This window comes from Vreelandella sp. V005 (assembly GCF_052645115.1).
This window is the reverse complement of record NZ_JBQXYA010000003.1, coordinates 40924-65264: the sequence shown is the minus strand read 5'-3', so window position 1 is coordinate 65264 and position 24341 is coordinate 40924. Positions and strand designations below refer to the sequence as shown.

The 24341-nt window shown below is 58.2% G+C and carries 21 protein-coding genes; 13 read left to right on the top strand and 8 right to left on the bottom strand.

Going from position 1 to position 24341, the window contains the following annotated elements; translation table 11 throughout:
• Positions 1-43 precede the first annotated feature (43 nt).
• On the bottom strand, positions 44-1207 hold the full coding sequence (locus ACUN8H_RS08895; protein ID WP_445531782.1) for a fumarylacetoacetate hydrolase family protein: 1164 nt from the start codon (positions 1205-1207) through the stop codon (positions 44-46).
• A 262-nt stretch (positions 1208-1469) separates the two neighbouring features.
• Between ACUN8H_RS08895 and ACUN8H_RS08890 the strand changes: the two genes are divergently transcribed.
• From ACUN8H_RS08890 to nanR, 8 genes are all read left to right on the top strand, one after another.
• Positions 1470-2234: an SDR family NAD(P)-dependent oxidoreductase gene (locus ACUN8H_RS08890; RefSeq protein WP_445531781.1), complete on the top strand. Its 765-nt coding sequence runs from the start codon at positions 1470-1472 to the stop codon at positions 2232-2234.
• Positions 2231-3247 (top strand): 4-hydroxythreonine-4-phosphate dehydrogenase PdxA, encoded by a 1017-nt coding sequence (gene pdxA, locus ACUN8H_RS08885; RefSeq protein WP_445531780.1) that lies wholly within the window; start codon positions 2231-2233, stop codon positions 3245-3247. Before ACUN8H_RS08890 ends, pdxA begins: the two co-directional genes overlap by 4 nt.
• The gene (locus ACUN8H_RS08880; RefSeq protein ID WP_445531779.1) at positions 3244-4446 is read left to right on the top strand and encodes a four-carbon acid sugar kinase family protein; all 1203 of its coding nucleotides are present in this window, start codon (positions 3244-3246) and stop codon (positions 4444-4446) included. The genes pdxA and ACUN8H_RS08880 overlap by 4 nt, the downstream gene beginning before the upstream one ends.
• A 159-nt stretch (positions 4447-4605) precedes the next feature.
• Positions 4606-5607 carry a sialic acid TRAP transporter substrate-binding protein SiaP gene (locus ACUN8H_RS08875; RefSeq protein ID WP_445531778.1) on the top strand — a complete coding sequence of 334 codons (1002 nt, stop codon included), beginning with the start codon at positions 4606-4608 and terminating at the stop codon, positions 5605-5607.
• A gap of 109 nt (positions 5608-5716) precedes the next feature.
• The gene (locus ACUN8H_RS08870; RefSeq protein WP_445531777.1) at positions 5717-6250 is read left to right on the top strand and encodes a TRAP transporter small permease; all 534 of its coding nucleotides are present in this window, start codon (positions 5717-5719) and stop codon (positions 6248-6250) included.
• A 38-nt stretch (positions 6251-6288) separates the two neighbouring features.
• Complete coding sequence (locus ACUN8H_RS08865; RefSeq protein ID WP_445531776.1) at positions 6289-7668, top strand: TRAP transporter large permease; 1380 nt, start codon at positions 6289-6291, stop codon at positions 7666-7668.
• A gap of 61 nt (positions 7669-7729) precedes the next feature.
• Positions 7730-8818, top strand: a complete 1089-nt coding sequence (locus tag ACUN8H_RS08860) for an Ldh family oxidoreductase (protein WP_445531775.1) — start codon at positions 7730-7732, stop codon at positions 8816-8818.
• A 102-nt stretch (positions 8819-8920) separates the two neighbouring features.
• The gene (gene nanR / locus ACUN8H_RS08855; RefSeq protein ID WP_445531774.1) at positions 8921-9643 is read left to right on the top strand and encodes a transcriptional regulator NanR; all 723 of its coding nucleotides are present in this window, start codon (positions 8921-8923) and stop codon (positions 9641-9643) included.
• Between the two features lie 95 nt (positions 9644-9738).
• Here the strand turns inward: nanR and ACUN8H_RS08850 are convergent, their stop codons facing one another.
• A complete protein-coding gene (locus tag ACUN8H_RS08850) occupies positions 9739-10815 on the bottom strand; it encodes a TRAP transporter substrate-binding protein (protein ID WP_445531773.1) in 1077 nt (358 codons plus the stop codon).
• 265 nt (positions 10816-11080) lie between these two features.
• On the opposite strand from ACUN8H_RS08850, the gene ACUN8H_RS08845 reads away from it, so the two are divergent.
• The 4 genes from ACUN8H_RS08845 (at position 11081) to ACUN8H_RS08830 (ending at position 15711) form a co-directional block, all read left to right on the top strand.
• Positions 11081-12883 carry an IlvD/Edd family dehydratase gene (locus tag ACUN8H_RS08845; RefSeq protein ID WP_445531772.1) on the top strand — a complete coding sequence of 601 codons (1803 nt, stop codon included), beginning with the start codon at positions 11081-11083 and terminating at the stop codon, positions 12881-12883.
• Positions 12884-12916: 33 nt separating this feature from the next.
• Positions 12917-13864 carry a DMT family transporter gene (locus ACUN8H_RS08840; protein ID WP_445531771.1) on the top strand — a complete coding sequence of 316 codons (948 nt, stop codon included), beginning with the start codon at positions 12917-12919 and terminating at the stop codon, positions 13862-13864.
• Positions 13865-13895: 31 nt separating this feature from the next.
• A complete protein-coding gene (locus ACUN8H_RS08835) occupies positions 13896-14666 on the top strand; it encodes a FadR/GntR family transcriptional regulator (protein ID WP_445531770.1) in 771 nt (256 codons plus the stop codon).
• A 106-nt stretch (positions 14667-14772) separates the two neighbouring features.
• Positions 14773-15711 carry a Gfo/Idh/MocA family protein gene (locus ACUN8H_RS08830; protein ID WP_445531769.1) on the top strand — a complete coding sequence of 313 codons (939 nt, stop codon included), beginning with the start codon at positions 14773-14775 and terminating at the stop codon, positions 15709-15711.
• Between the two features lie 19 nt (positions 15712-15730).
• Here the strand turns inward: ACUN8H_RS08830 and ACUN8H_RS08825 are convergent, their stop codons facing one another.
• From ACUN8H_RS08825 to ACUN8H_RS08805, 5 genes are all read right to left on the bottom strand, one after another.
• Entirely contained in the window at positions 15731-17305 is a 1575-nt protein-coding gene (locus ACUN8H_RS08825) for an aldehyde dehydrogenase (NADP(+)) (protein WP_445531768.1), read from the bottom strand.
• A 45-nt stretch (positions 17306-17350) separates the two neighbouring features.
• Positions 17351-18337 (bottom strand): AraD1 family protein, encoded by a 987-nt coding sequence (araD1, locus tag ACUN8H_RS08820; protein WP_445531767.1) that lies wholly within the window; start codon positions 18335-18337, stop codon positions 17351-17353.
• Positions 18338-18370: 33 nt separating this feature from the next.
• Positions 18371-19672, bottom strand: coding sequence for a TRAP transporter large permease (locus ACUN8H_RS08815; protein WP_445531766.1), 1302 nt, complete (start codon positions 19670-19672; stop codon positions 18371-18373).
• Entirely contained in the window at positions 19672-20283 is a 612-nt protein-coding gene (locus tag ACUN8H_RS08810) for a TRAP transporter small permease subunit (protein ID WP_290698982.1), read from the bottom strand. Before ACUN8H_RS08810 ends, ACUN8H_RS08815 begins: the two co-directional genes overlap by 1 nt.
• Before the next feature lie 84 nt (positions 20284-20367).
• Positions 20368-21387 (bottom strand): TRAP transporter substrate-binding protein, encoded by a 1020-nt coding sequence (locus tag ACUN8H_RS08805; RefSeq protein ID WP_445531765.1) that lies wholly within the window; start codon positions 21385-21387, stop codon positions 20368-20370.
• A gap of 225 nt (positions 21388-21612) precedes the next feature.
• Here ACUN8H_RS08805 and ACUN8H_RS08800 point away from each other — a divergent pair, with 225 nt between their 5' ends.
• A complete protein-coding gene (locus ACUN8H_RS08800) occupies positions 21613-23358 on the top strand; it encodes an IlvD/Edd family dehydratase (protein ID WP_445531764.1) in 1746 nt (581 codons plus the stop codon).
• On the opposite strand, the gene ACUN8H_RS08795 is transcribed toward ACUN8H_RS08800, so the two are convergent.
• Entirely contained in the window at positions 23355-24296 is a 942-nt protein-coding gene (locus tag ACUN8H_RS08795) for a LysR substrate-binding domain-containing protein (RefSeq protein WP_445531763.1), read from the bottom strand. The two genes, ACUN8H_RS08800 and ACUN8H_RS08795, sit on opposite strands and share 4 nt — an antisense overlap.
• Positions 24297-24341 lie beyond the last annotated feature (45 nt).

Below are 24341 nucleotides of genomic sequence, written 5' to 3'. Positions count from 1 at the left end.
GCTCTCCTTGGCGGTGCCATCAGTGGCGTGTTGGTTGTCAGTATCAGCGTTGCGCTAAGTGGCGCATCAGTTCGCGAATGCCGTAGGTCCAGGGCGGTAGCTGATCGCTTCTGCCTACCCCGTTGACCAGTGCGCCCAGTGCTGGCGTGGCGATAGTGACGCGATCACCCAGGTGATGGGTAAAGCCCTGGCCCTGGCCGTCGCGGTCTTGAATGGGCGAGAACATGGTGCCCAGGAACAGCATGAAACCGTCCGGGTATTGGTGGTGGGCGCCGATGGTTTGGCTAACCAGATCCAGCGGGTCGCGGCTAATCTCGCGCATGTCGCTCTCGCCCTGTAGTAAGAAATCGTCATCTTCGCCCTCGATACGCAGCGATACCTGGCAGTTGCGCACGCTGTCGATATCGAAGTGATCGTCAAACAGGCGAATGAACGGGCCGAGTGAGCAGGAGGCGTTGTTATCTTTCGCCTTACCGAGCAACAGGGCGCTACGCCCCTCGACATCGCGCAGGTTAACGTCGTTGCCCAGCGTGGCACCGCGCACCTGGCCACGGTTATCGACGGCCAGCACGATCTCCGGCTCGGGGTTATTCCACTGAGAAGAGGGGTGCAAGCCCACCGGGGTGCCGAAACCCACCGATGAGAGTGGCTGGGATTTGGTGAACACTTCCGCATCGGGGCCGATGCCGACTTCCATGTATTGTGACCACCCCCCGCGTGCCTGAAGCGCCTTTTTCAGCGACATCGCCTCGTCAGAGCCCGGCTTAATTTTAGAAAGATCTTTGCCTATCAGTGCCTGCAAATCGTCGCGAAGCTCCACCGCCCGAGCCGGGTCGCCGCCCGCTTGCTCCTCAATCACGCGCTCCATCAGGCTGACCGCAAAGGTGACGCCGCACGCTTTAACGGCCTGTACATCGCAAGGCGCAAGCAGGTAGGGCGCCTGGGGTTGGGATAACTGAGAGTTTTCCAGCAGTGCCTCGACACTGCACAGATGGGGCCCTTCCGCCCGTTGCACGACTTCCTGTAGATCGTCGCGTTCCAGCAGGTCAGCCATGGTGGGGCCGAAGGCGGTCATGTCGATGACCTGACCGTTGTTGACCGTCACTAGCGCGGGGCCGGGGTGACTGCCCTCCAGCCAAACGCGGCCAACCAGCAGTGCATTACCCAGATCTTCAGGCAGTGTGTCAGTCGATGAAAGGGGCTTCATGTGCGTCTCCATTCGTTCTTAAAGCTCTTTATTAAAAAATAGCTTTTTATAAGTCGTTATTAAACGTTAGCAGTGAGGTTGGCTGGCGGTTAGTACGCCATGGCCTATCATGTTATAGATGTCGTGTTGTATGACAGGTATGCCAGTTATAGGCTTACTTTAGCGCACCGCTCCATTTCGGGTCGATAGTTAAATCTATCGCGATGACGCCGGCGCTTAGTACAACGCTCACCATAAAACAAAAAGTGGTCAGGAGAATGGCATGTTAGACGAGTGGAAAGGAAAGCGCGTATTGATCACCGGCGCCAGCCGTGGCATTGGCGCGGCGGTTGCGAAACAGCTGGGGGCGCTGGGAGCCCACGTCGCGGTGCACTATCACAGCAGTGAAGGGCCTGCCGAGGCAGTGGCTCAGGCGATTCGCGATGCGGGTGGCGACGCTTTTACGCTGAAAGCAGATGTCAGCCACACCCGAGAAACCCAAAAACTCGTCGACGATGCCGCCGAGTGGCTTGGCGGTATAGATCTATTGATCAATAACGCGGGGGACATGCTGGGGCGGGTAGGTTTGGATGAGATGGACGATGGCCAGTATGACCGGGTCATGGATCTCAATGTTCGCTCGGTGATCATGGCCAGCCGTGCAGCGCTACCACATTTCCAGCGCGCCGGTGGCGGTAACATCATCCATACCACCTCGATTGCTGCACGCAACGGCGGTGGAGGAGGTGCTGGGTTGTATGCCTCTGCCAAAGGTTTTGTGAGTACCATCACCCGCAATATGGCCAAGGAGCTGGCAGGGGATAATATCCGCGTTAACGCCGTTGCCCCCGGTACGATTGCCACCGATTTTCATGATCGTCACTCAAGCGAGGCGCACCTCAATGCAGCGCGGGCATCGATCCCGATGGGCCGGTTGGGCACGTCGGAAGAGTGTGTCGGAGCTTATGTTTTCCTCGGAACAGAGACGCTGAGTGGCTATGTCACCGGCCAGATCATCGAGGTCAACGGCGGGCAGCTAATGCCATGAATAGCTCGCCACCTGTTGAACGTCAAAAATATTACGATATTGCGATCACCATGGGCGATCCTGCCGGTATTGGCCCGGAGATCATTTGCCGCGCCTTGAGTGCTATGTCCGCTACTGAGCGCGCCACGGCGATGATCATCGGTGACCCGGCGATTTATCGCCGGGCGGCGGCGAGTATTGGCGCCGCGCTGGAATTCGTGCCACTGGAGCAGGCAGAAAGCGGTAAGGATCATGTGGCGGTTGGTGTGGTCGAGATGCCGGAAGGCGTTGAGATTCCCGATGGAAAAATCAGCGCCGGGGCGGGTGATATGGCGTTTCGCTGCGTTCACAAAGCCGTGGAATTGGTGCAGTCGGGGCAGGCGAAGGTGATCGTCACCGCGCCACTGAACAAGGCCGCACTGCATGAAGCCGGGCACCACTATGATGGCCACACCGGAATGCTGGCGTCGCTGACTGATGCGCCCTCGTCGTTCATGCTGCTGGCATCGGAAACGCTCTCGACGCTGCATGTTTCCACTCACGTTTCGCTGCGCGATGCGATCGATCGGGTCGCGCCCGAACGGATCATTGCCACCGTTGAGGCGGGGCATGCGCACTTGCTAGCGTTGGGCATGCAGGCACCGCGCATTGCTGTCGCAGGCCTCAACCCCCACTGCGGTGAAGGCGGTATTTTTGGCGATGAAGATAGCCGCTGTATCGCCCCAGCGGTGGAGCACTTGCGCGAGCGTGGCTTTGACGTGAGCGGGCCTATCTCTGCGGATACGGTGTTTTACCGCGCCTCAAAAGGTGAGTTCGATTTGGTCATCGCCCAGTATCACGACCAGGGGCATATTCCCGTCAAACTGATCGCCTTTGATACCACGGTGAATGTCAGCCTCGGCTTGCCGCTTCAGCGCACCTCGGTGGATCACGGCACCGCCTTTGATATTGCCTGGCAGGGTAAGGCCGATGCCACCAACATGGGATCAGCGATTGCCTACGCCCGGCGGTTAGCCAGTGGCGCCAGGGCATGAGTAGCTGCCGATTGGTGATTATTGCCGACGATCTATCAGGCGCGCTGGACACGGCCGCCCCGTTCGCCGCGCAAGGCGCAGATGCCCGCGCGGTGATCAGCCTGGAGGCATTAGCAACAACGCTGGAGTCGTGGCAAGGTCAGTGGCCAGCGATCATCGCCGTGAATACCGAATCCCGCCATCTGCCATCCGAGGAGGCGGCGCATCGGGTAAGTGAAGCAGTGCGTTTACTCAGGCGAGTAGCACCGCAGCAGTGGTTTAAAAAAGTCGATTCGACCCTGCGTGGCCAAGTAGTTGCTGAGTGTAAAGTGCTGCGAGCGTCGCTTGGTTTACCCCTGCTGCTGGCGCCTGCGGTGCCCACCCAGGGTAGAACCGTTCGCGACGCAGGAGTATGGGTAGATGGTTACCCACTGGCAGAAACAGGCTACCAGCAGGATGCCCGCTCAGCGCCGCTGGCAGGCCCCATCGATGTCGCTTTTGCCGCCGGTGGCTTGCCCCTGCAACGCTATTGCCCAGGGCAGGCAACGCCACTCCCAGGCGAAGACTGTATCGCCGATGCCGCCAGTGACGAGGAGCTCACCGCCATTTATGCCCTCCTCGATACTGGCAGTTGCCGTGTACTGGCCGGGGCGGCGGGGCTGGCAACGGCGATAGCGCAGCGTCACTTTGGCGCATCTGAACTGCCGTGTCGTTCCCTGCATCGTATCAACGCGGTGCTTTATGCGGTGGGGTCGAGAAGCGCACGCGCTAGTGAGCAACTGAGGCAGCTGCGCCAACGCTTTCCCCATTTAGCTGTCATTGATGCGTGTGGAGATAAGCCTAATGGGTTTCACGCTTCAAATGCGTGTGTGGTGGTGCCTGGCGGTGGTGAATCCGAGCGTACGGCCAATCAGGTAGCCGAGGAAATAGCCGCCCAGGTGGCGTCGATCACCTCGAACTGGCAGCAGGATGATGAGAGCCTGCTGTTTTTAACCGGTGGAGATATCGCCATGGCAGTGCTGTCTCGGCTAGGCGCGAGCCATATTGGCGTTGAAGCCGAGTGGTCACCCGGCGTAGCGCTCGGCTATATCGATGGCGATCCCCAGCGCCGTGTGATGACCAAAGCGGGGGGCTTTGGCGATCCACGGCTGCTAGTGCGCTTACATGAACAGTTCACTCTTCGCCTGAATCGTGATCATGACGATGAAAATCCTGAGTGAGAAGGTTGCGCAATGGTAGGTGACCAACTAGGTTTGAAACTGGTGGTATGACACGTATACAGCTCTATGGTCGGTTATGTCGTCTACCACTGCTCACCTAATAATTAACTGCAGATCACAATAGCCAACAATAAATCCAATGGTTATGAGGAGTACACGATGAGCCACAAACGCCAACACTCGCTGAAGATGGCCCGCCTGCTAACGGCCACGCTTATCGCCGGGGGGCTATCAGTGACCGGCGCTGTGCATGCGCAGGAAGAACTCAACTTCGCTCACGTCTATGAGACATCCGAGCCCTACCACGAGTGGGCGCTGTGGGCGGCGGATGAAATCGAGGAACGCACTGACGGTCGTTATTCAATCAATGTGCATGCGGCGTCTTCGCTCGGTAAGGAATCGGATATCAACGAAGGGCTGCAGCTTGGTACCGTCGATCTGATCTATACCGGTAACCAGTTTGCTGGACGCTTCTATGGCCCGGTAGGCATTGCCGGTGCGCCCTATATGTTCCGCGATTTTGAGCATTGGCAGGCTTACGCTGATAGCGATTTGTTCGATGAAATCGCCCAGGGCTACCAGGATGAAACCGGTAACGTACCGTTAGCCATGAATTACTATGGCCGCCGTCATGTGACCTCCAATGAACCGATCAATACGCCGGAGGACATGCAAGACCTGAAAATTCGTACGCCCAATGCGCCAATGTACATGATGTTCCCCGAAGCGGTGGGTGCTAACCCGACCCCTATCGCTTTCGCTGAAGTCTATTTGGCACTCCAGCAGGGCGTCGTGGATGCTCAGGAAAATCCGCTGCCGACCATTCGCGCCAAAGCGTTTCATGAGGTACAGGACTACATCAACCTGACCGGGCATATTACCGATTCGCTAATTACCATTGCCGGTGGTCCGCTGTGGAACCGTCTCTCCGAGGAAGATCGCGAGATTTTCCGTGAGGTCTACACCGAAGCGGGTCAGCGCATCACCCAGGACATCCTTCAATCCGAGGAAGAGCTGGTGGCTTGGTTCGAAGAGCAGGGTGTGACCGTCAATGAGGTGGATATCGAACCCTTCCGCGAAGCCACGATTCCGGCCCATAACGGTGAAGCGGCGACATGGGATCAGGAAACCTATGATCGTCTTCAGGCGATCGGCCAGTAATACCGTGAGGCCTGGTTTTTCCTGAATCCATACGTTGCCGGGATCGTTTTTTTCGTAGACCAAGATGCGCCCCACCCAAGCCTTGGGTGGGGCGCAGGGGGAGCCTTTCATGCACCAAACTGACCCCACTGACGAGACCAGCCTCGCCGGCCTCGATGATGATTCTTTTAACATTCGTGACTATGCCGTGGAGGATTTCGTGACGCTTGGGATCTTCTGGCTGCTAGCACTGGATGTCTTTATGCAATTTTTCAGCCGCTATGTGCTGGGTAACTCCATCGCTTGGACGGAGGAGATGGCGCGCTATTTATTGGTCATGGTGGGCTTTATGGGTAGCACCATGGCGGTGCGAAAAGGGTCGCATATCGCTGTGGAATTTTTCTATCGCTACATGCCAGGGTGGCTGGGACGCGTGATGTCGACGCTGGTAGATCTGATCAACATTGCCTTCTTCGCCAGCATGGCCTGGATCACCTTCAAATTGGCTGATCGCACCAGTGCCATGATGGCCTCGGTGGATATCCCTAAAAGCTGGCTTTACTACCTAGTGATGGTGGGCTTTATCCTCATGCTGGTGAGAGGAGTGCAGGTGGCTATTCGTCACTGGCGCTCGGGCACCAGTGAACTACTCGATACCCAATAACAACACGCCAACACGCTACTCTCTCGGAGATCACCCCAATGCCCAACATTTTGGCTGTGCGGCGCGGCGGTGCGATAGTACCGCCATTGGTCGCGGCTATTGCGATACTCGGCTGTATCGCCCTGGCCGTCACCCAGCACTACTTACTGTTCCTGTTTGCGGCGCTCTTCACTCTGTTGGTGATGGGGGTGCCGATCGCCATCAGTCTTGCTGGCTCGTGCCTGCTGTATGTGCTGCTGACCGGCAGAGTGCCCGATGTGGTGGTGATGCACCGTATGATCAACGGTGTCGACAGCTTTCCTCTGTTGGCTATTCCGTTTTTTATACTTGCCGGTAACTTGATGAACAACGGCGGCATTACCGTGCGGATATTTGATTTTGCCAAAGCGTTGATGGGCTGGATGCGGGGCGGTCTGGGTCACGTCAATGTGGGCGCCAGCATCGTTTTTTCCGGCATGTCCGGTGCCGCAGTCGCCGATGCAGGGGGGCTGGGTACCATTGAAATCAAGGCCATGAAAGATGCCGGGTACGACGAAGAGTTCTCGGTGGGGATCACCGCGGCGTCTTCGACCATCGGCCCGATTATTCCGCCGAGTCTGCCAATGGTTATCTATGGCGTCATGGCGTCAGTGTCGGTCGGCCAGCTGTTCGTCGCCGGCCTGGTGCCGGGCCTGTTGATGGGGCTGGTGCTCATGGCCATGATCACGATCATTTCCCGGCGCCGCGGTTACACCCGCGATGCGGTGTTCTCGCTTCCGGTGCTTGGTCATACGTTCAAGCGTGCATTTTTATCGCTACTAACGCCGGTCATCATCGTCGGCGGCATCATGACAGGGGCCTTCACGCCCACCGAAGCGGCGATTGCTGCAGTGGTGTACGCCTTGGTACTGGGGGGCGTAGTTTACCGTAGCCTAACCTGGCGCCGCCTGCTCAAGGTGAGCATGGAAACGATCGAAACCACCGCCGTTATCCTACTGATCGTCGCTGGTGCCTCGATATTTGCCTGGATATTGACTAGCAACCAAGTCACTCAGCATGTGGTTACCCTGCTTGGCCCATTTGCCGATAATCCCATCGTCACGTTGATCATCATCAATTTGGTGCTGATTTTAGTGGGCTGCTTTATGGAGACCATCGCGGCGATCACCATACTGGTGCCGGTATTGTTGCCGGTGGCCGTTACCGCCGGTGTCGATCCGGTGCACTTCGGCGTGATCATGGTGCTCAACCTGATGATCGGCTTGCTAACGCCACCGGTGGGCATGGTGCTGTATGTGCTGTCGCGGGTGTCCGGCATCTCTTTTGAAAAATGCATGCGTGGCACGTTGCCGTTTCTAGTGCCGCTGGTCATTGCCTTGCTGTTAGTGACCTTTATTCCGGCCATCTCGCTGTGGCTACCGACGCTAATTTACCGTTAAGCATTAACGGGGCTGACTACTGATCAGCCCCGGCATGGTTGAAACCAGGAGCTATTGATCGATGAGTGATACGTCGTCCAGTTTTCGCGTCGCTCGCGAAGACCTTAGCCGTTTTATGCAAGCGGTGCTGGCGGTGGCGGGCGCTGATAAGGCCTCAGCAGATGCCGTCACCCGCGCGCTGGTCACCGCTTCTCGCATGGGTACCGACAGTCATGGCTTACGCCTGCTGCCGCATTATTTACTGGCACTCAAGGGCGGGCGGATCAACGGCGCGCCCGACATGCAGTTCCACCAGCGTTTGGCGGCGACCGGTTTTCTGGATGCTGACGATGGGTTGGGGCATCTGGCGGGTTACACCGCCATGGAGCACGCCATGGCCATGGCAGAAAAGGTGGGCATGGGCGCCGTCGCAGTGGGTAACTCGTCGCACTTTGGCGCGGCGGGGTGCTATGCGTTGGCAGCGGCCGAGCGCGGTTATCTCGGCATGGCGTTCTGCAATTCAGACCCATTTGTGTTGCTGCATGAGGGTGCCAAGCCGTTTCATGGCACCAACCCCATCGCCTTTGCGGCACCGGTGACGGGCGAGTCGCCTTACCTGCTGGATATGGCCACCAGCTCGGTGCCTTGGAATCGCGTGCAGCAGTTTGGGGCGATTGGCCGTGAGTTGCCCGATCAAGTCGCGGCGGACGCTGCCGGACAGGTAAGCCGCACGCCTAACGACGTGGCTGCACTGCTGCCATTGGGCGGAAGCGCCTTCGGTTTCAAGGGCGCGGGGTTGGGTGGCATGGTGGAGGTTCTGAGTTCGATGCTGTCAGGCATGCAGCACGGCTTTCGGCTGTTGCCCATGGGCGGGCCTGATATGTCGACACCGCGCGGCGTCGGCCACTTTTTCCTGGTCATGAAACCAGATGCCTTCGTGGATGCCGGTACCTTTGCGCGCGGAATGGCCGAGTACCTGGCCGACCTGCGTGCCCAGCCCGCGTCAAACAGTTCCCAAATCAGCGCCCAAGTCATGGCACCCGGGGATCGCGAATGGCGCTGCCAGGCCCAGCGTGACGCTGAAGGCATCCCCCTCGATTCTGCCAATCAATTGGCCTACGCCGAGATCGCCGAGCAGTACCAAATAGCGCCACTCATTCAGTTGGATTGAAAGGTTGGGTCGAGCGCTTTGGTTGAAGGCGGGTTTAAAGGACAATGGCGAGAAATGCCGTAAAATGGCGGTGAATTCTAGGTTAACCAAGGGTGACTGCCTATGAGCAGATACCGGATCGAGCGTAAAACGCTGTCCGAACAGGTGGCTGAACAGCTCGAGGCGGAGATTCTCGACGGGCGGCTAAGTGAAAACGATCAATTACCCTCAGAACGAGAATTGATGGAACAGTTTGGCGTTGGTAGGCCGGCGGTGCGTGAAGCGCTGTTCCACCTACAGCAACTTGGGCTCATCGCCATCAACAGCGGCACGCGAGCGCGGGTGATTCGTCCTACCGCCGAGGCGGTAATGGCGAGGCTCTCCGGCGTTACCCGGCAACTGCTTTCCAAGCCCGATGGTCAGCAGTATTTCCAGGAAGCGCGGGCCATGTTTGAAATATCCCTGGCGCGCTATGCTGCTCGCCACGCCAGCGAGGAGGACCTTGCTAGGCTGCATGCTGCGTTGGCGGACAATCGCGATGCCATTGGTGACGAAGCTCGCTTCAAACGCTCTGATAATGATTTCCATGGCGTGTTGGCCAGCATAGGCCGTAACCCCATTTTCGATGCTATTCACGTGGCACTTTCTGAGTGGCTGGATGATCGACGGGCGCTGGTATTGCAGCAAAAAGATGAAGACAAAGCCGCGACCGCTGCCCACACCGAAATTATTGCGGCCATCGAATCCCGCGACCCGGATGCGGCTGAGGCGGCCATGCGGCGCCATCTTGATCGTCACTATGGGACTTATATGCAGCTAAAAAAGCGCCTCTCGGACGCTTCTTAACACTTTCTCTTTTTGGCCGCTATGCCTGCTTTAGCATTTACCCCTGCCGCCGTTATCGCCCGGCGGCAGAGGTGATGCTTTGGTGCCTTTGTTACTTACTCGGTCATGGTCGATTCAGCGATCTCTTGGAATTCAGCTACGAGATCTTCGCCAATGCGCGGTGCCCACTCTTCGTAAACCGGCTGCACGGCTTCCTGGAACGCCGCAATCTGCTCATCATCAAGGCGGGTGATTTGCATGCCACGCTCTTCAAGCTGCTCGCGGGCCCAATCGTCGTATTCGCTTGAAAGCTGGATCTCATAATCAGCGGCTTGCAACGCGGCTTCTTGTACAAGCTCCTGATACTCAGGATCAAGGCGGTCCCAGGTACGCTCAGAGATCATCTTGATGAAGGGGGTGTAAACGTGACGTGTTTCGGAGCCGTAATCCTGCACTTCATAGAAATTGGAGGTCAGGATGGTGCTCCAGGGGTTTTCTTGGCCATCTACGACACCTTGTTCCATCGCTGAAAACAGCTCACCAAACGCCATGGGCGTGGGGTTGGCGCCCAGCGCCTGCCAGATGGCCAGGTGGACCGGGTTTTCCATGGTCCGAATGGACAGGCCGCGGACATCCATACCCGCCACATCCTCTGGTGAAGCGACTTCACGAGCGCTGTTGGAGAGCTGGCGGAAGCCATTTTCAGAGAATGCGAGCGCTTTCAAACCAGTGCCGTCAAAGGCATCGAGCATCTCTTGGGCGGCATCGCTGCGCATGGCCTTAACCGCCGCTTCGCGGGTGGGCAGTAAAAACGGCAGGTCGAACACCGCCAGTTCCTCAACGTAGCCGGTAGCAGGAGAAGAGGAAGGGTAAGTCATATCCAGCGTGCCGGTTTGCAGCATTTCCATCATCTGCACGTCATCGCCAAGCTGGCTATTCGGGAAAATATTGACCGTAATGCGTCCATCACTGCGCTGGTCAAGAATATCGGCAAAGTACTGGCTGGAAATATATTGTGGCGAACTTTCAGCCAAACCAAGGCCCATGCGTAAGGTAACGCTGCCGTGGTCACCTACCGTTTCACCATCGATCTCCGGTGGGTCGGATAGATCAGGCGTTTGTGCGTAGACCAAACCCGAGCTGAGCAGTGTGGCACCGGTCATCACTAGGGTGCGCTTCCAAAGATGATGCATAATCGTCACTCTCCTGGCGTGCTGGAGACCACTTAGTCAAAGGGGTTGACTGAGCCAGCTCCAGCGTGATGTCTATTGTTGTTGTGTCTCCGCGGTACAGGCTTTCTCGCCTATGCGCCGCAACCCTTAGATGAATGTGTAACGTTTTGCCTATATGTTCAACATATACTTTTGTATGTATCGACGTCGCCATCAAGAAAGCGTACCGTCGTGATCATCCTCCTTTATGACTTTTATAACCTTACTCTAGGCGTGGAGTGGCACCATGGCCAATTTTCAGCGAATAACTCCTGAGCAGTTGCGTTCACGCTACTGGTTCGACAACCCCGATCACGCCGGTACGACGGCGCTATGCATTGAGCGCTACCTCAATTACGGCATTACGCTGGATGAGTTAACCAGCGGTAAACCGATCATTGGTATCTGCCAATCAGGCTCGGACTTAACCCCCTGCAATCGACATCACATCGACTTGGTTAAGCGGGTGAAAGACGGTATCCGTGCGGCAGGCGGCGTGCCGTTTGAGTTCCCCATGCACCCAATCCATGAAAACGTGCGTCGGCCTACGGCGGCGTTGGATCGCAACCTCGCCTATTTGGGTATCGTCGAAGTGCTGCACGGCTATCCGCTAGACGGCGTGGTATTGACCACCGGCTGCGATAAAACCACCCCGGCGGCGCTGATGGCGGCGGCAACGGTGAATATTCCGGCCATCGTGCTCTCCGGTGGGCCGATGCTCAACGGCTGGCGGGGCGCTGAGCGAGTGGGGTCGGGCACGATTATCTGGGAACTACGCAAGCGCCTTGCAGCGGGTGATATCGACTACGCCGAGTTTCTGTCCCGCGCCAGTGATTCAGCGCCGTCGATTGGTCACTGCAATACCATGGGCACCGCGTCGACCATGAACTCGATGGCCGAAGTATTGGGCATGAGCTTACCCGGTTCCGCAGTGATTCCCGCGCCCTATAAAGAGCGCGCCATGGTCGCCTACGACACCGGCACGCGAATCGTCGATATGGTGTGGGAAGACCTGCGACCGCTGGATATCCTGACCCGCGAAGCCTTTGAGAACGCCATCGTCGCCTGCTCGGCACTAGGCGGCTCCTCGAACGCGCCGGTGCACATCAATGCGATTGCCCGCCACGCGGGTATCGAGATTAACAATGATGACTGGCAGCGCCTGGGCCATGAAATCCCGCTGCTGGCCAACGTCATGCCCGCTGGGGCTTTCCTGTGCGAAGAATTCCACCGCGCTGGCGGCGTGCCCGCGATTCTCCATGAACTGCAAACGGCCGGTAAGCTGCACAGCGATGCCCTAACGGTCAATGGGCGCTCCTTGGGCGATAACCTGCAGGGTCGTGAAACCCAGGATCCCGATGTGATTTGTCGTTACGGCGATCCGCTGGTCGAACATGCGGGCTTCCTCAATCTCAAGGGCAACCTGTTCGACTCGGCGCTGATGAAAACCAGCGTGATCTCGCGAGATTTCCGCGAGCGCTTCCTCAATGATCCCAACGATCCTGAAGCCTTTGAAGGCAAGGTCGTTGTGTTTGACGGCTCGGAGGATTACCACGCACGTATCGATGACCCGGCGCTTAATATCGACGCCCGCACTATCCTGGTCATGCGCGGCGCAGGCCCCGTCGGCCACCCCGGCGGTGCCGAGGTCGTCAATATGCAGCCGCCAGAGGCGCTGATCAAGCAAGGCATCGAATCACTGCCGTGCCTGGGCGATGGCCGCCAGTCGGGCACCTCTGGCTCGCCGTCGATTCTCAATGCTTCCCCCGAAGCCGCCACCGGCGGCGGTCTGGCGCTGCTGGAGAGTGGCGATCGGTTGCGGGTCGATCTCAAGCGTGGCGAGGTACAGCTTTTGATTGAAGCCAGTGAGCTGGAAGCACGTCGGACGCGTTTGGCCGAGCAGGGTGGCTACCGCTACCCCGGCCATCAGACCCCCTGGCAAGAGATTCAGCGCAGCATGGTCGAACCACTGGATCGCGGCATGACGCTAGCGCCTGCCACTAAATATCGCGATGTCGCTCGCCAGCACCCGCCGCGGGATAACCATTAAAGGGACCAAAAAAAGAAAGGGATTCGCACGCAGATGAGCCGTTTTAACACCTTGTCGCACCGCCAGCAGGGCCTGCTATTGACCGGTGGCGGCGCCATGATCATGGCGCCGGATGCCCTGCTGATTAAAGTGGCTGACCTGCCTGATGCCGAAATATTGATGTGGCGCGGTTTTCTCTCCGGGATGGGTTTTCTGCTGATTGCCCTGGCGCGCTATGGCCGGGGCACACTGGCCGCCTACCGTCGCTGCGGTTGGACCGGTATCGCCGTGGCGCTGCTGTTCAGCCTGACCACCTGTGGTTTCGTGCTGGGCAACCAGTACACCAAGGCAGGCAACGTGCTAATGATACTGGCCAGTTCGCCAATTATCGCCGCCGTTCTCTCCTGGATTATCCTCAAGGAGCGTTTGCCCCGGCGTACCTGGCTGGCTATTTGTCTCTGTATGGTCGGTATTGCGATGATCGCGCTGGATGATGCCGGGGCAGGTTCGTGGGTGGGTAACGCTTTCGCCTTGATGGCAGCGACCACGCTGGCGATTAATTTCACGCTTTGCCGCACGCGACCGGGCGTCGATATGAGCCCAATGCTGGTATTTAACGGACTTGTCGTCGGTAGCGTTGCGGGATTTTTTTGGCTGACAGGGAGCGAATCAACCACACTGCCTGCTACCAGCCAGCTCGCCGTGGTGATACTGCTGTGCCTGATTATCGTACCCTGCGGGGTGACGCTGCTGCAGCGCGGGCCACTCTATCTGCCCTCTGCGGAAGTAGGTCTGCTGCTGCTACTCGAAGTGGTGGTAGGGACATTATTAGCCTGGTGGATTTTAGGCGAGCAGCCCGCGCCGATCGCCATGGTGGGCGGTCTTCTGGTACTGGGCACACTGGGTGCGAAGGGTCTCTATGAAAGACGCCTTGAGCTACGCATGCGCGCCCGGCTCGCGGCTGCTTCACCGATAACAGTAGACCGGTCAAGTACGTTATGATGGGCAGGAATCGGAACAGGGTCTTATCGTAGTGACGTCATCTCTCAGTAAGCCAACCGCTCGCCCCAGTATCGCCGAATATCTCGCCGAAGAGATATTTGGCGGCCGCTATCATCCCGGCGATCTTGTGCCGCGTGAAATGGATCTATGCGAACGCTTTGCGATCAATCGCTCCGCGGTGCGCAGCGACCTTCGACAGTTAGTGGAGGCGGGCATTATCGAGCGTATCTCTGGGCATGGCTCAAAAGTACGTGAGTACTCAGAATGGCATATTCTCGACGCGCAGGTGACCGACTGGCTGACCCGTTACGCCGCCCCCAATCCGGAAATACAGCGCGAAATCCTCGCCTTTCGTTTGGATGTGGAACCCTATGTAGCGATGACCGCCGCCAAGCGCGCCAAAGCGCGTGATCTGGTGGCCATTGAGGAAGCCTTTGAGGGCTTGGGGCAGAACCTGCGCAATGCCACCTGTGAAGAGGAGCGACGGCTGCATAGCGAGTGCGACGTTGCCTTTCATGAGGCGATCTTCAAAGCGACCCACAATATTGTCTGGGCACAGCTGTCGCATATCCTTCGACCCTCTATCTTCATGCTGGTGTCGATGTCCAACGAGAATGCCGTCGACCCCGACGAGAGCTTAGAGCGCCATCGCCAATTGATGGAGAGCATTCGCCTGCGCCGCCCTCGTGAAGCGTTTTTAGCGGCCCAGGCCGTGTTGGCGGGCACCGCCGCTGCGCTGGGGTTAGAGCACAGTGCCAGCTCGCTGGGCCGCAGTGTTGAGTTGCCCCATAACACCCATTGACGCTGCCTCTCTCAGCCATTTCCAGTTAAGCGATTCTGGATTCGTTACTTCCATTAAAACGTTTTCTTCCTCAAAACGATTCTTCCATCAAAACAAAGGCAAGCGTATGTCTGACTACAGCTCTGGCTTTAAGCTCGGCCTGGTGGGCGTGGGCAAGATTGTTCGCGATCAACACCTACCGGCAATCGCCGCCACTCCAAACTGCCACCTTATTGCCACGGCAGACCCCCACGCTTCACTGCCGGATCTACCCGCTTATCAAGGCCTGGAGGCGATGCTCGACGCGCACCCAGAAATTACCGCCGTCGCCATTTGTACGCCAACCCACCTGCGCTATTCACAGGCGCGAGCAGCGTTGATGCGTGGCAAACACGTGCTGCTGGAAAAGCCGCCAGGGGCGACGCTGAGTGAAGTAGAGGACTTGATTGCGTGTGCTAAGCAACAAGGCGTCAGCCTATTCGCGGCTTGGCATTCGCGCTTTGCGCCCGGCGTCGCGCACGCGCAGCAGTGGCTAGCCGACCGTCACGTTCAGCGGGTTAATATCGATTGGAAGGAAGATGTGCGAGTGTGGCATCCAGGCCAGGCGTGGATCTGGCAGCCGGGTGGCATGGGCGTTTTTGATCCCGGTATTAACGCGCTGTCGATTGCGACTGAAATCCTGCCTCAGCCGTTTTTTCTGCAACAGGCGCAGCTGCTGGTGCCGAGTAACGCGCAAACACCAATCGCGGCGGAGTTGGCATTTACCGACCCTAAAGGTGCGGTCATTGCGGCAGAGCTCGACTTCCGCCAGAGCGGCCCGCCCACCTGGGATATACATGTCGAGAGTGACGGCAGTCGCATGAGTCTTACCCAGGGCGGCTGCTGCTTGATGATCGACGGTGAACGAGTGATCGAAGACGAAGAGCGCGAGTACCCAGGCCTCTACGCGCGGTTTGCCGAGCTAATCGCCAACAGGCGCAGCGAGGTGGATGTTGCCCCGCTGCGCCAAGTCGCCGATGCATTTCTATACGGTCATCGAGAAACCACCGACGCCTTCATTGAGTAACGTCTTGAGTGACGCTGGTTTACTCACGCTTACCGTCGACCAGGCGTGATACGCCAGCCGGGTTACCATCACGAATCGCTTCGGGCAGCAGGCCCTCCGGCAGCGCCTGGTAACACACCGGGCGCAGGAAGCGGAAGATCGCTGCGCTGCCCACCGAAGTGGTGCGTGAATCCGACGTCGCCGGATAAGGGCCGCCGTGAACCATGGCGTGGCACACTTCGACACCCGTCGGCCAGCCGTTGGCCAGGATGCGCCCGGCCTTGCGTTCCAGCGTTGGCATCAGTTGCTTAGCCGTCGCCAAGTCAGCGTCATCCATCTGCAGGGTAATGGTGAGCTGGCCTTCCAACTGAGTCGCTACACGGGCCACTTCCTGCGCATCGGCACAGGCGATGACCAGCGATGTGGAGCCGAACACTTCCTCTTGTAACGCGGGGTCACTCAGGAAAGCGTCTGCCTGGGTGACGAACAACCCCGCCTGGCAGGGGTGCGCTGTCTCACCGGCCAGGCCGCGCGCCACCTCGGTGACCTTGTCATGGCTGGCGAGCCGACCAACGCCCTGCTGATAAGCGTCATGAATACCCGGCGTGAGCATGGTTTGGCCTGTGCTACCCTTAACAGCTTCACCGGCGGTCTCAACAAAGGCATCCAGCTCAGGGCCTTCCACCGCAATGACCAGCCCAGGGTTGGTGCAGAACTGCCCAGCGCCCATATTGAGCGAGCCGACAAACCCTTCGGCAATCTCCTTGCCACGCGCCTTGAGCGCTTCGGGCAGCAGGAAGACCGGGTTGATCGAACTCATTTCAGCATACACCGGGATCGGCTGTGGCCGTGCCTGGGCAGTGGCCATCAAGGCCGTGCCACCGCTGCGTGAGCCGGTAAAGCCAACGGCTTGAATGCGCGGGTCAGCGACCAGTGCCTGACCGATCTCTTTACCAGAACCGAATAGCAGCGAGAAGACGCCCTCCGGAAGATCGCACTTGGCCACGGCGCGCTGAATGGCGCGACCTACCAACTCGGAGGTGCCGGGGTGGGCAGAGTGACCTTTAACCACGACCGGGCAGCCAGCCGCCAGTGCAGAGGCGGTATCGCCACCGGCCACACTGAAGGCGAGCGGGAAGTTGCTGGCACCAAACACCGCCACGGGGCCTAGCGCAATATGGCGCTGACGCAGGTCGGCGCGCGGTAGCGGCTCACGATCGGGCATGGCCGGATCAATACGCACATCCAACCACTCCCCGGCACGCACGACGGAGGCGAACAGACGAAGCTGGCCGCAGGTGCGACCCCGTTCGCCTTCTATACGCGGGCGAGGCAGGCCGGTTTCGGCCATGGCGCGCTCAACCAGCTCATCACCGATCCCTTCTATTTCAGCGGCAATAGTTTCAAGAAACGTCGCGCGCGCCTCTAGGCTAGTTTCGCGATAGCTATTAAAGGCTGCTTCGGCTAACGCACAGGCCTGGTCGACCTCGGCTTTGCTGCCGCCAGGGTAGGCAGGGCTAAGCGTTTCGCCGGTGGCGGGGTTTACGGCTTGAATGTCAGCCTGTTGGCCGCTGACGGCCTGCTGACCAATCAGTAATTTACCTTCCAGAGTCATATATCCTCCTGCTTGGCTTGATTTGCTTGCGCTGTGTGACTTGCGTTAGAGCGAATGAACGGTGATCGCCGGTGCGTCTGCTTCCACGCGAAGCGGGTTGCGCAGGGCGCGACCGAACGCGTCGATACGGATCTCAAAGCGATCGCCTTCGCGTACCTTGATGTTGTCAGCAAAGCTTAGCGTAGCCGTGCCAAAAAAGTGTACGTGGATATCACCAGGGCGTCGGAAACCGGAGTACTTAAAGTGATGGTATTCAAGGTTGGCCAGGCTGTGGGCCATGTTGGCCTCGCCGGTCAAAAACGGCTTTTCCCATACGGTCTCGCCGTCGCGCTGAATCGAGCTGGTGCCCTCTAAATGGGCGGGCAGTTCGCCAATCAAAAGTTCGGGACCAAAGCTGCAGGCGCGCAGTTTGGAGTGAGCCAGCCATAAATAATTGAAGCGCTCGGTGACATGGTCCGAAAATTCGTTACCTAGTGCGTACCCGACTCTCCAGGGTAGACCGTCCTCGCCAATCACGTAAAGGCCTGCCAGTTCGGGTTCCTCGCCTGCGTCTTGTGCGAATGCTGGCGAAGGGATTGCTGCTTCCGGCGCTACCACACACTGGCCATCGCCCTTGTAGAACCACTCCGGCTGCGCGCCAATCTCGCCCGCGTTGGGTTTGCCGCCTTCCACCCCCAGCTTGAACATACGCATGGAGTCGGTTAGGTCTTCCTCTGCCGCTTGGGCTTTTGCGTGCATCGCCGAACGGGTGTCGGCACTGCCCAAGTGGGTAAGACCAGTGCCGGTAACCAAGCAGTGCGCTGGATCGGGATGGGTCAATGGCGGTAGCAAGCGCTTATCGTCGACTAATGCTTGGTAATCCAAGCGCGTGTCGGTCAGCGCGGCGGTCACTGCGTCACTAAGTGACTGACCAGCGCTAATGGCTCGGTTGGAGAGCGTATAGGTGTCACAGTCTAGTAGCCTAACCTGCTGTTCACTCTCTACCAGGGCGGCGCGAACCTGGCCTTGGTCGTCAAACTGAATCAGTCGCATAGTGATCTCCTTATGAACCTATTGTAGTCGTTATCAAAGCGGCCAGATGGCGAGTTGCGGCCACATCAATAGCGCCGCGAGGACACATAGCTGAATAGCCATGAAGGGCAGTACGGACAGGTAAATATCCTTGAGACTGATATCCGGCGGTGCCACGCTTTTAAGATAGAAAGCGGCGGGCCCGAAGGGCGGTGACAGGAACGATACCTGCATATTGACGGCAAATAGAATGCCAAACCAGATCGGGTCGAAACCGAGTTGAATAACGATGGGCAGAAAAATTGGTAGGGCCAGCATGGCAATCCCGATCCAGTCGAGAAATAGCCCGAGCACCAACATGATCGCCATCATCACCAGAATGATCACTAACGGCGCTACGTCGAGCCCCATGATCAAGCTGGAAACGAAGCGGTTACCACCCATGAGATTATAGACACCCACCAGGGCGGCAGCGCCGATGCCGATCCAGATAATCATGCCGCAGGTGTTCATGGTTTGCCCCAGGCTGTGGTGTAGCATGCCGGGAGTGAATTCGCCGCGGACAATGGTCGCCAGCAGTACACCAAAGACACCCATGGCCGCCGCTTCGGTCACTGAGGCAATCCCGCCATAGATAGTGCCTAGTACCAAAAAAGCAATTAACCCCGGCAGTAGGATGGCTTTCACTGCGTCCAGCTTGGTGGCAAAGGGATTATCGAGGGCGTTTTTGTCTAGTGGCGGTCCCAGGGCGGGGTTTTTCAAGCAGCGCACCAGCACATAGGCAATGTAGGAGCCCATCAGAATGACCGCTGGGGTCACGGCTGCCGCGAACAGATCGGCAATCGAGACGCTGGCGATCAAGCCGTAAATAATCAGTACGATGGAGGGTGGCATCATTGTGCCCAGTGCCCCCCCAGCACACACGACGCCGATGGAGAGGCGCTTGTCATAGCCGAGACGCAACATTTGCGGTAGCGCCAGAATCCCCAGCAGTACGATTTCACCACCGATAATGCCCGAGAGCGCCGCCAGGAAAAACGCCACCACAATGGTCTGTACCGCAACGCCACCCGGCAAGCGACCGGCGAAAACGCGCATGGCGTTGAACAAATCCTTCGCGATGCCGGAGCGATCCAGTAGCGATGCCATCAACACGAACATGGGCACCGCCACCAGTGAATATTCGGTGATAAACCCATAGACACGGCTGGTGACTAGCGGCAATGCCGCCTCGCCGAACCAGCCGAAGGTAAAGGCTAATGCCACTAAACCGGTGATAAAAGCGAGCGGTAGGCCGGTGACCAACAGGGCAAAAATGCCACCCACCATCAGTATGGTGGCCGTTGAAATATCCATTAGCGGGCCTCCTCAATGCTGTTATAAGGCTTCGCTTTCAGCGATTGCCATAGATGCAGGCAGGCCTGGAGCGTCATCAACGCCAGCGCAAATAGGATCATGCCTTTAACCATGGCGGGAAAAGGCGGATTCCAGGAGGTCCCAGAACGCTCCAGCGACCATTCGCCAAGCGGGTTATGTGACGCTCCCCAGAACATATGGAACGCGGCGTAGCTCATCGCCAGACAGAAAATCAGGGTGAGCAGGTCGTTAAAACGATCCATCCAACACTTCAAGCGTGGCCCGGCGCTGTCGTACAACACCTTGACTCGAATATGACTATTGCGCGCCATGGCGGCTGGACCACCCAGCACAAAGATGACGGCAATCAAAAACACCACGGTTTCATGTACCCAGGAGGTGGGGTTATTAAACCCGTAACGCATGAATACCTCGACGACGCTAATACCCATGGCTACCAGCACCAGCCAGGAAACAGCGCGGCTGCCCCGCGCAATCAGCCGGTCTAACGCATTGCGTTCGGGGGCGATCTCCTCGACCGTTTCGAGAACTTCGGGCAGGTCATGGGTGGGAGGAGAGCGATATTGAGTGTCAGGCTTTTTTTGAGACATGGCGCGACTCTACGCGCAGCGCTCGGGGCGTTTGCCCGAGCGCTGCGTTGGTTAGGTTAATGAGGCAGCATTGAGAGCCGGGCGTTAGAGCAGGTTGCGCGAGCGCAAAAAGGCGGTCGCTGAGTCATAGATTTTCTGGGTCATTTCATTTTCGCCGGCCCACTCTTGCCACTCCTGCTCTGCCGCGGTGCGGAACTTTTGACGCTCTTCAGCGGGAAGGTCGAAGGGGTGAACCTCGGGATCTTCCTGAAGCCGCTGGAGGGTCTCAATATCCTGCTCTTTGAGGCGCGCAATCAGGTCATAGGCCATGCCGTCAAAGGCGATATTTAACGTCGTTTGCAGCTCTTCGGGCAGGCCATCCCAGATATCCTTATTGATCGATACGGCGATCATCGGCATTGAGTGGAAGCCTGGGTAAAGCGGGTAAGGAGCGAAAGCGTGCAAGCCCATGGCGTCATTATTTGAAAGCACCGTGGAGTCAGCAGCGTCGATCACGCCTTTCTCCAGACCGGTATACACCTCAGAGCCCGGTAGGTTGACCGGGGTGGCGCCAATGCGCTCGAAGATGTTGTACACCATGCCTTGGGGCGCACGGATCTTAAGGCCCTCAAAGTCGGCGATGGATTCGATGGGTACCGTGGAAGGTACTGATTCTAATGGAAAGGTGGCGGCGCTGATCAAATGCGCACCGTAAGGTTCGACCAGCTCGTTGTAGAGTTCTTCACCGCCGCCGTACTTCATGAATTCTAAAAAGTCGTAAGGGTTCTGCCATGCACCCACCAGGTTGCCGAGCATGCCAAAGGCCGGATCCTGGCCAGAGAAGTAGCTGGGGTCGGTCATATGCCCTTGCAGAATCCCTGAGCTAACGGCAGTCAGCGTTTCGGTAGGGCCGACGACGGAATTGATCGGCATTACCTCGATCTCAACCCGGCCATCGGTCATCGCGGTGATTTTATCAGCCCACTCCTGTTTGATTTTGAAGCTGGGCTCCCCCGACGTTTCGGATGCCTGAAACTTCCACTCGTATTCGGCCGCCTGGGCGGTTGAAAGGCCTAGTAGCAGCGCTGAGCCAGTGAGTAGCAAGCTGTATTTTGTTGTGAACATGGCACTATTCCTCAAGATTCTTGTTGTGGCAAAAGTGGTGGTGAACGGGGTCAGTGACCCTGGCGAAGGGGTAATGTTGAACATTAAGGGCAATTGTTCAACATATACTTTTGTATGGTCGACTATCTCTTGGGGGTGGTTTAGTGTCATGCCAATTCACCACCGGTATCGACATATGTCCTTGGGCCGTCAGCTGTTACCGAACTAAAACAAGGAGTTAACTTCATGGGCCAACGTCAACGTCCGCTACGCAGTGCTGAATGGTTCGGCACAGCTGATAAGAACGGCTTTATGTACCGCAGTTGGATGAAAAATCAGGGCATCCCTGACCATGAGTTTCAGGGCAAGCCGATCATCGGCATCTGCAATACCTGGTCGGAACTAACGCCCTGCAATGCGCACTTTCGCAAGCTGGCGGAGCACGTGAAGAAAGGCGTGCTGGAGGCGGGCGGTTATCCCGTGGAGTTCCCGGTGTTCTCCAACGGCGAGTCCAACCTGCGGCCCACGGCGATGTTCACCCGTAACCTGGCCAGCATGGATGTGGAGGAGGCGATTCGCGGCAACCCCATCGATGCGGTGGTGCTGCTGGTGGGCTGTGATAAAACCACCCCGGCGTTACTGATGGGCGCGGCGAGCTGCGATATTCCCACCATCGTGGTCACCGGCGGGCCGATGCTCAACGGCAAGCACAAGGGTAAGGACATTGGCTCCGGCACCGTGGTCTGGAAGCTCTCCGAGCAAGTCAAAGCCGGTGAGATATCGCTCCACGACTTTATGGCCGCGGAAGCCGGCATGTCCCGTTCGGCGGGTACCTGCAATACCATGGGCACCGCCTCCACCATGGCCTGCATGGCCGAATCGCTGGGTACCTCGCTGCCCCACAACGCGGCGATTCCGGCCGTCGATTCCCGCCGCTACGTGCTCGCCCATTTATCGGGTAACCGCATCGTCGAGATGGTCAACGAAGACTTGCGGCTCTCCAAAATCCTCACCAAGGAAGCGTTCGATAACGCCATCCGCACCAACGCGGCCATCGGCGGTTCTACCAACGCGGTGATTCATCTCAAGGCGATTGCTGGCCGTATTGGTGTCGATCTAACGTTGGATGACTGGAGCCGGGTGGGGCGCGGTACGCCCACGGTGGTTGATCTGCAACCCTCGGGGCGCTTTCTGATGGAGGAGTTCTACTACGCCGGTGGCCTGCCTGCGGTGCTTAGACGCCTGGGCGAGGCCGGCCGGCTGCCCTTCAAGGACGCGCTCACCGTCAACGGCAAAACGATCTGGGAGAATGTTCAAGACGCCCCACTCTATAACGACGAGGTCATCCGCCCACTGGATAACCCGCTTACCGCGGACGGCGGCATCTGCGTGGTGCGCGGCAACCTGGCCCCCAACGGTGCCGTGCTCAAGCCCTCGGCGGCCACCGCCGAGCTGATGCAGCACCGTGGTCGCGCGGTGGTATTCGAAGACTTCGACGACTACAAGGCACGCATCAACGACCCGGACCTGGACGTAGAAGCCAACGACATTCTGGTCATGAAACACTGCGGCCCCCGCGGTTATCACGGCATGGCTGAGGTGGGCAATATGGGTCTGCCGCCTAAGATCCTCGCCCAAGGTATCACCGACATGGTGCGTATTTCCGACGCGCGCATGAGCGGCACGGCGTATGGCACGGTGGTACTGCACGTAGCACCCGAAGCCGCCGCGGGCGGCCCGCTGGCCGCGGTACGCAACGGCGACTGGATCGAGCTTGACTGCGAAAGCGGCCGATTGCATCTGGAACTCAGCGATGAAGAGTTGGCCTCGCGGTTGGCCGAAAGCGACCCCACCGCCGCCTCGACGCTGATCGCCAGCCAGGGCGGCTACCGCCAGCTGTATATCGAGCGGGTGTTGCAAGCGGACGAAGGCTGCGACTTCGACTTCCTGGTGGGTTGTCGGGGGTCTGACGTACCGCGTCATTCGCATTAATTGGATTGGGCGATCAGCTCGCGCAGCGTGCTCATGAGCGCCGCAGCGCCAGGGGAGAGACGTTGATGTCGAAGGCTGACCAGCCCATAGGGCTGTACGCTCAGCGTTTCGCTGAAGGGCAGCAGGTGAAAGCGCTGGGGTGGGCAGAGCAGATCGGCGGCTTCCCGAGTGGTGACCGTGATGGTGTCGGATTTATCCACCAGCGCCAGCGAGAGCAGCAGATCCGCGGTATCGACGATCTGGCGGGGTGGGACGACCTGATGGTGCAGAAATAGGCTATCCACCCGCTGACGCATCAGCGCGCCAGCGGGCTGCAGTGACCATGGGTAGGTCGCCATATCCGCCAGTGCCAGCGCCGTTTTATCCGATAACGGATGGCCCTTGCGGCATACAAAGCAGAGTTCTTCCTCGCCAATTTCCTCAAAGACAAAACGCTCGGTATCCACCCCAGCAGGAATACGGGTAATCACAAAATCCAGCTCGCCTTCGAGCAGGCGGGGCACCAGCACTTTGCTGACATCGACATCGACACTGATTTTTAGGCCAGGCCGGTCGCGGTGCACCCGTTCGATGGCGCTGGTAAGCAGGGTCACCGCCGGGGCCATGACGGTGCCAACCGCTACCGTGCCCGCGCTGCCTGCGCTGAGCGCATTCAACTCTTCGCCGGTATGGTGCAGTGCCGAGAGCATGCTGTGGGCGTGGCGAATCATGATCTCGCCGTACCAATTGGGGATGAGCCCGCGCGGATGGCGATCAAATAACCGTATGCCCAGGTTGGCTTCCAGGTCACTGAGTAGCTTGGACGCCGCGGGCTGACTCATCTTGAGCTGGGTCGCGGCACGGTGAAGGTTACGATGTTCATCAAGGGCTAAAAATAGCTGGAAATGGCGCAACTTTAGTCGCACGTCTAGAAACCAGTTCTCACCGAGAACGCCCATGGGATAAGCCTTGCTTTGTTATTGATACTTAGAAGTATATCGCTT

Coding starts and splice junctions, on each gene's coding strand:
- ACUN8H_RS08895 (WP_445531782.1), bottom strand. CDS start 1,207: ATGAAGCCCCTTTCATCGACTGACACACTGCCTGAAGATCTGGGTAAT.
- ACUN8H_RS08890 (WP_445531781.1), top strand. CDS start 1,470: ATGTTAGACGAGTGGAAAGGAAAGCGCGTATTGATCACCGGCGCCAGC.
- pdxA (WP_445531780.1), top strand. CDS start 2,231: ATGAATAGCTCGCCACCTGTTGAACGTCAAAAATATTACGATATTGCG.
- ACUN8H_RS08880 (WP_445531779.1), top strand. CDS start 3,244: ATGAGTAGCTGCCGATTGGTGATTATTGCCGACGATCTATCAGGCGCG.
- ACUN8H_RS08875 (WP_445531778.1), top strand. CDS start 4,606: ATGAGCCACAAACGCCAACACTCGCTGAAGATGGCCCGCCTGCTAACG.
- ACUN8H_RS08870 (WP_445531777.1), top strand. CDS start 5,717: ATGCACCAAACTGACCCCACTGACGAGACCAGCCTCGCCGGCCTCGAT.
- ACUN8H_RS08865 (WP_445531776.1), top strand. CDS start 6,289: ATGCCCAACATTTTGGCTGTGCGGCGCGGCGGTGCGATAGTACCGCCA.
- ACUN8H_RS08860 (WP_445531775.1), top strand. CDS start 7,730: ATGAGTGATACGTCGTCCAGTTTTCGCGTCGCTCGCGAAGACCTTAGC.
- nanR (WP_445531774.1), top strand. CDS start 8,921: ATGAGCAGATACCGGATCGAGCGTAAAACGCTGTCCGAACAGGTGGCT.
- ACUN8H_RS08850 (WP_445531773.1), bottom strand. CDS start 10,815: ATGCATCATCTTTGGAAGCGCACCCTAGTGATGACCGGTGCCACACTG.
- ACUN8H_RS08845 (WP_445531772.1), top strand. CDS start 11,081: ATGGCCAATTTTCAGCGAATAACTCCTGAGCAGTTGCGTTCACGCTAC.
- ACUN8H_RS08840 (WP_445531771.1), top strand. CDS start 12,917: ATGAGCCGTTTTAACACCTTGTCGCACCGCCAGCAGGGCCTGCTATTG.
- ACUN8H_RS08830 (WP_445531769.1), top strand. CDS start 14,773: ATGTCTGACTACAGCTCTGGCTTTAAGCTCGGCCTGGTGGGCGTGGGC.
- ACUN8H_RS08825 (WP_445531768.1), bottom strand. CDS start 17,305: ATGACTCTGGAAGGTAAATTACTGATTGGTCAGCAGGCCGTCAGCGGC.
- araD1 (WP_445531767.1), bottom strand. CDS start 18,337: ATGCGACTGATTCAGTTTGACGACCAAGGCCAGGTTCGCGCCGCCCTG.
- ACUN8H_RS08815 (WP_445531766.1), bottom strand. CDS start 19,672: ATGGATATTTCAACGGCCACCATACTGATGGTGGGTGGCATTTTTGCC.
- ACUN8H_RS08810 (WP_290698982.1), bottom strand. CDS start 20,283: ATGTCTCAAAAAAAGCCTGACACTCAATATCGCTCTCCTCCCACCCAT.
- ACUN8H_RS08805 (WP_445531765.1), bottom strand. CDS start 21,387: ATGTTCACAACAAAATACAGCTTGCTACTCACTGGCTCAGCGCTGCTA.
- ACUN8H_RS08800 (WP_445531764.1), top strand. CDS start 21,613: ATGGGCCAACGTCAACGTCCGCTACGCAGTGCTGAATGGTTCGGCACA.
- ACUN8H_RS08795 (WP_445531763.1), bottom strand. CDS start 24,296: ATGGGCGTTCTCGGTGAGAACTGGTTTCTAGACGTGCGACTAAAGTTG.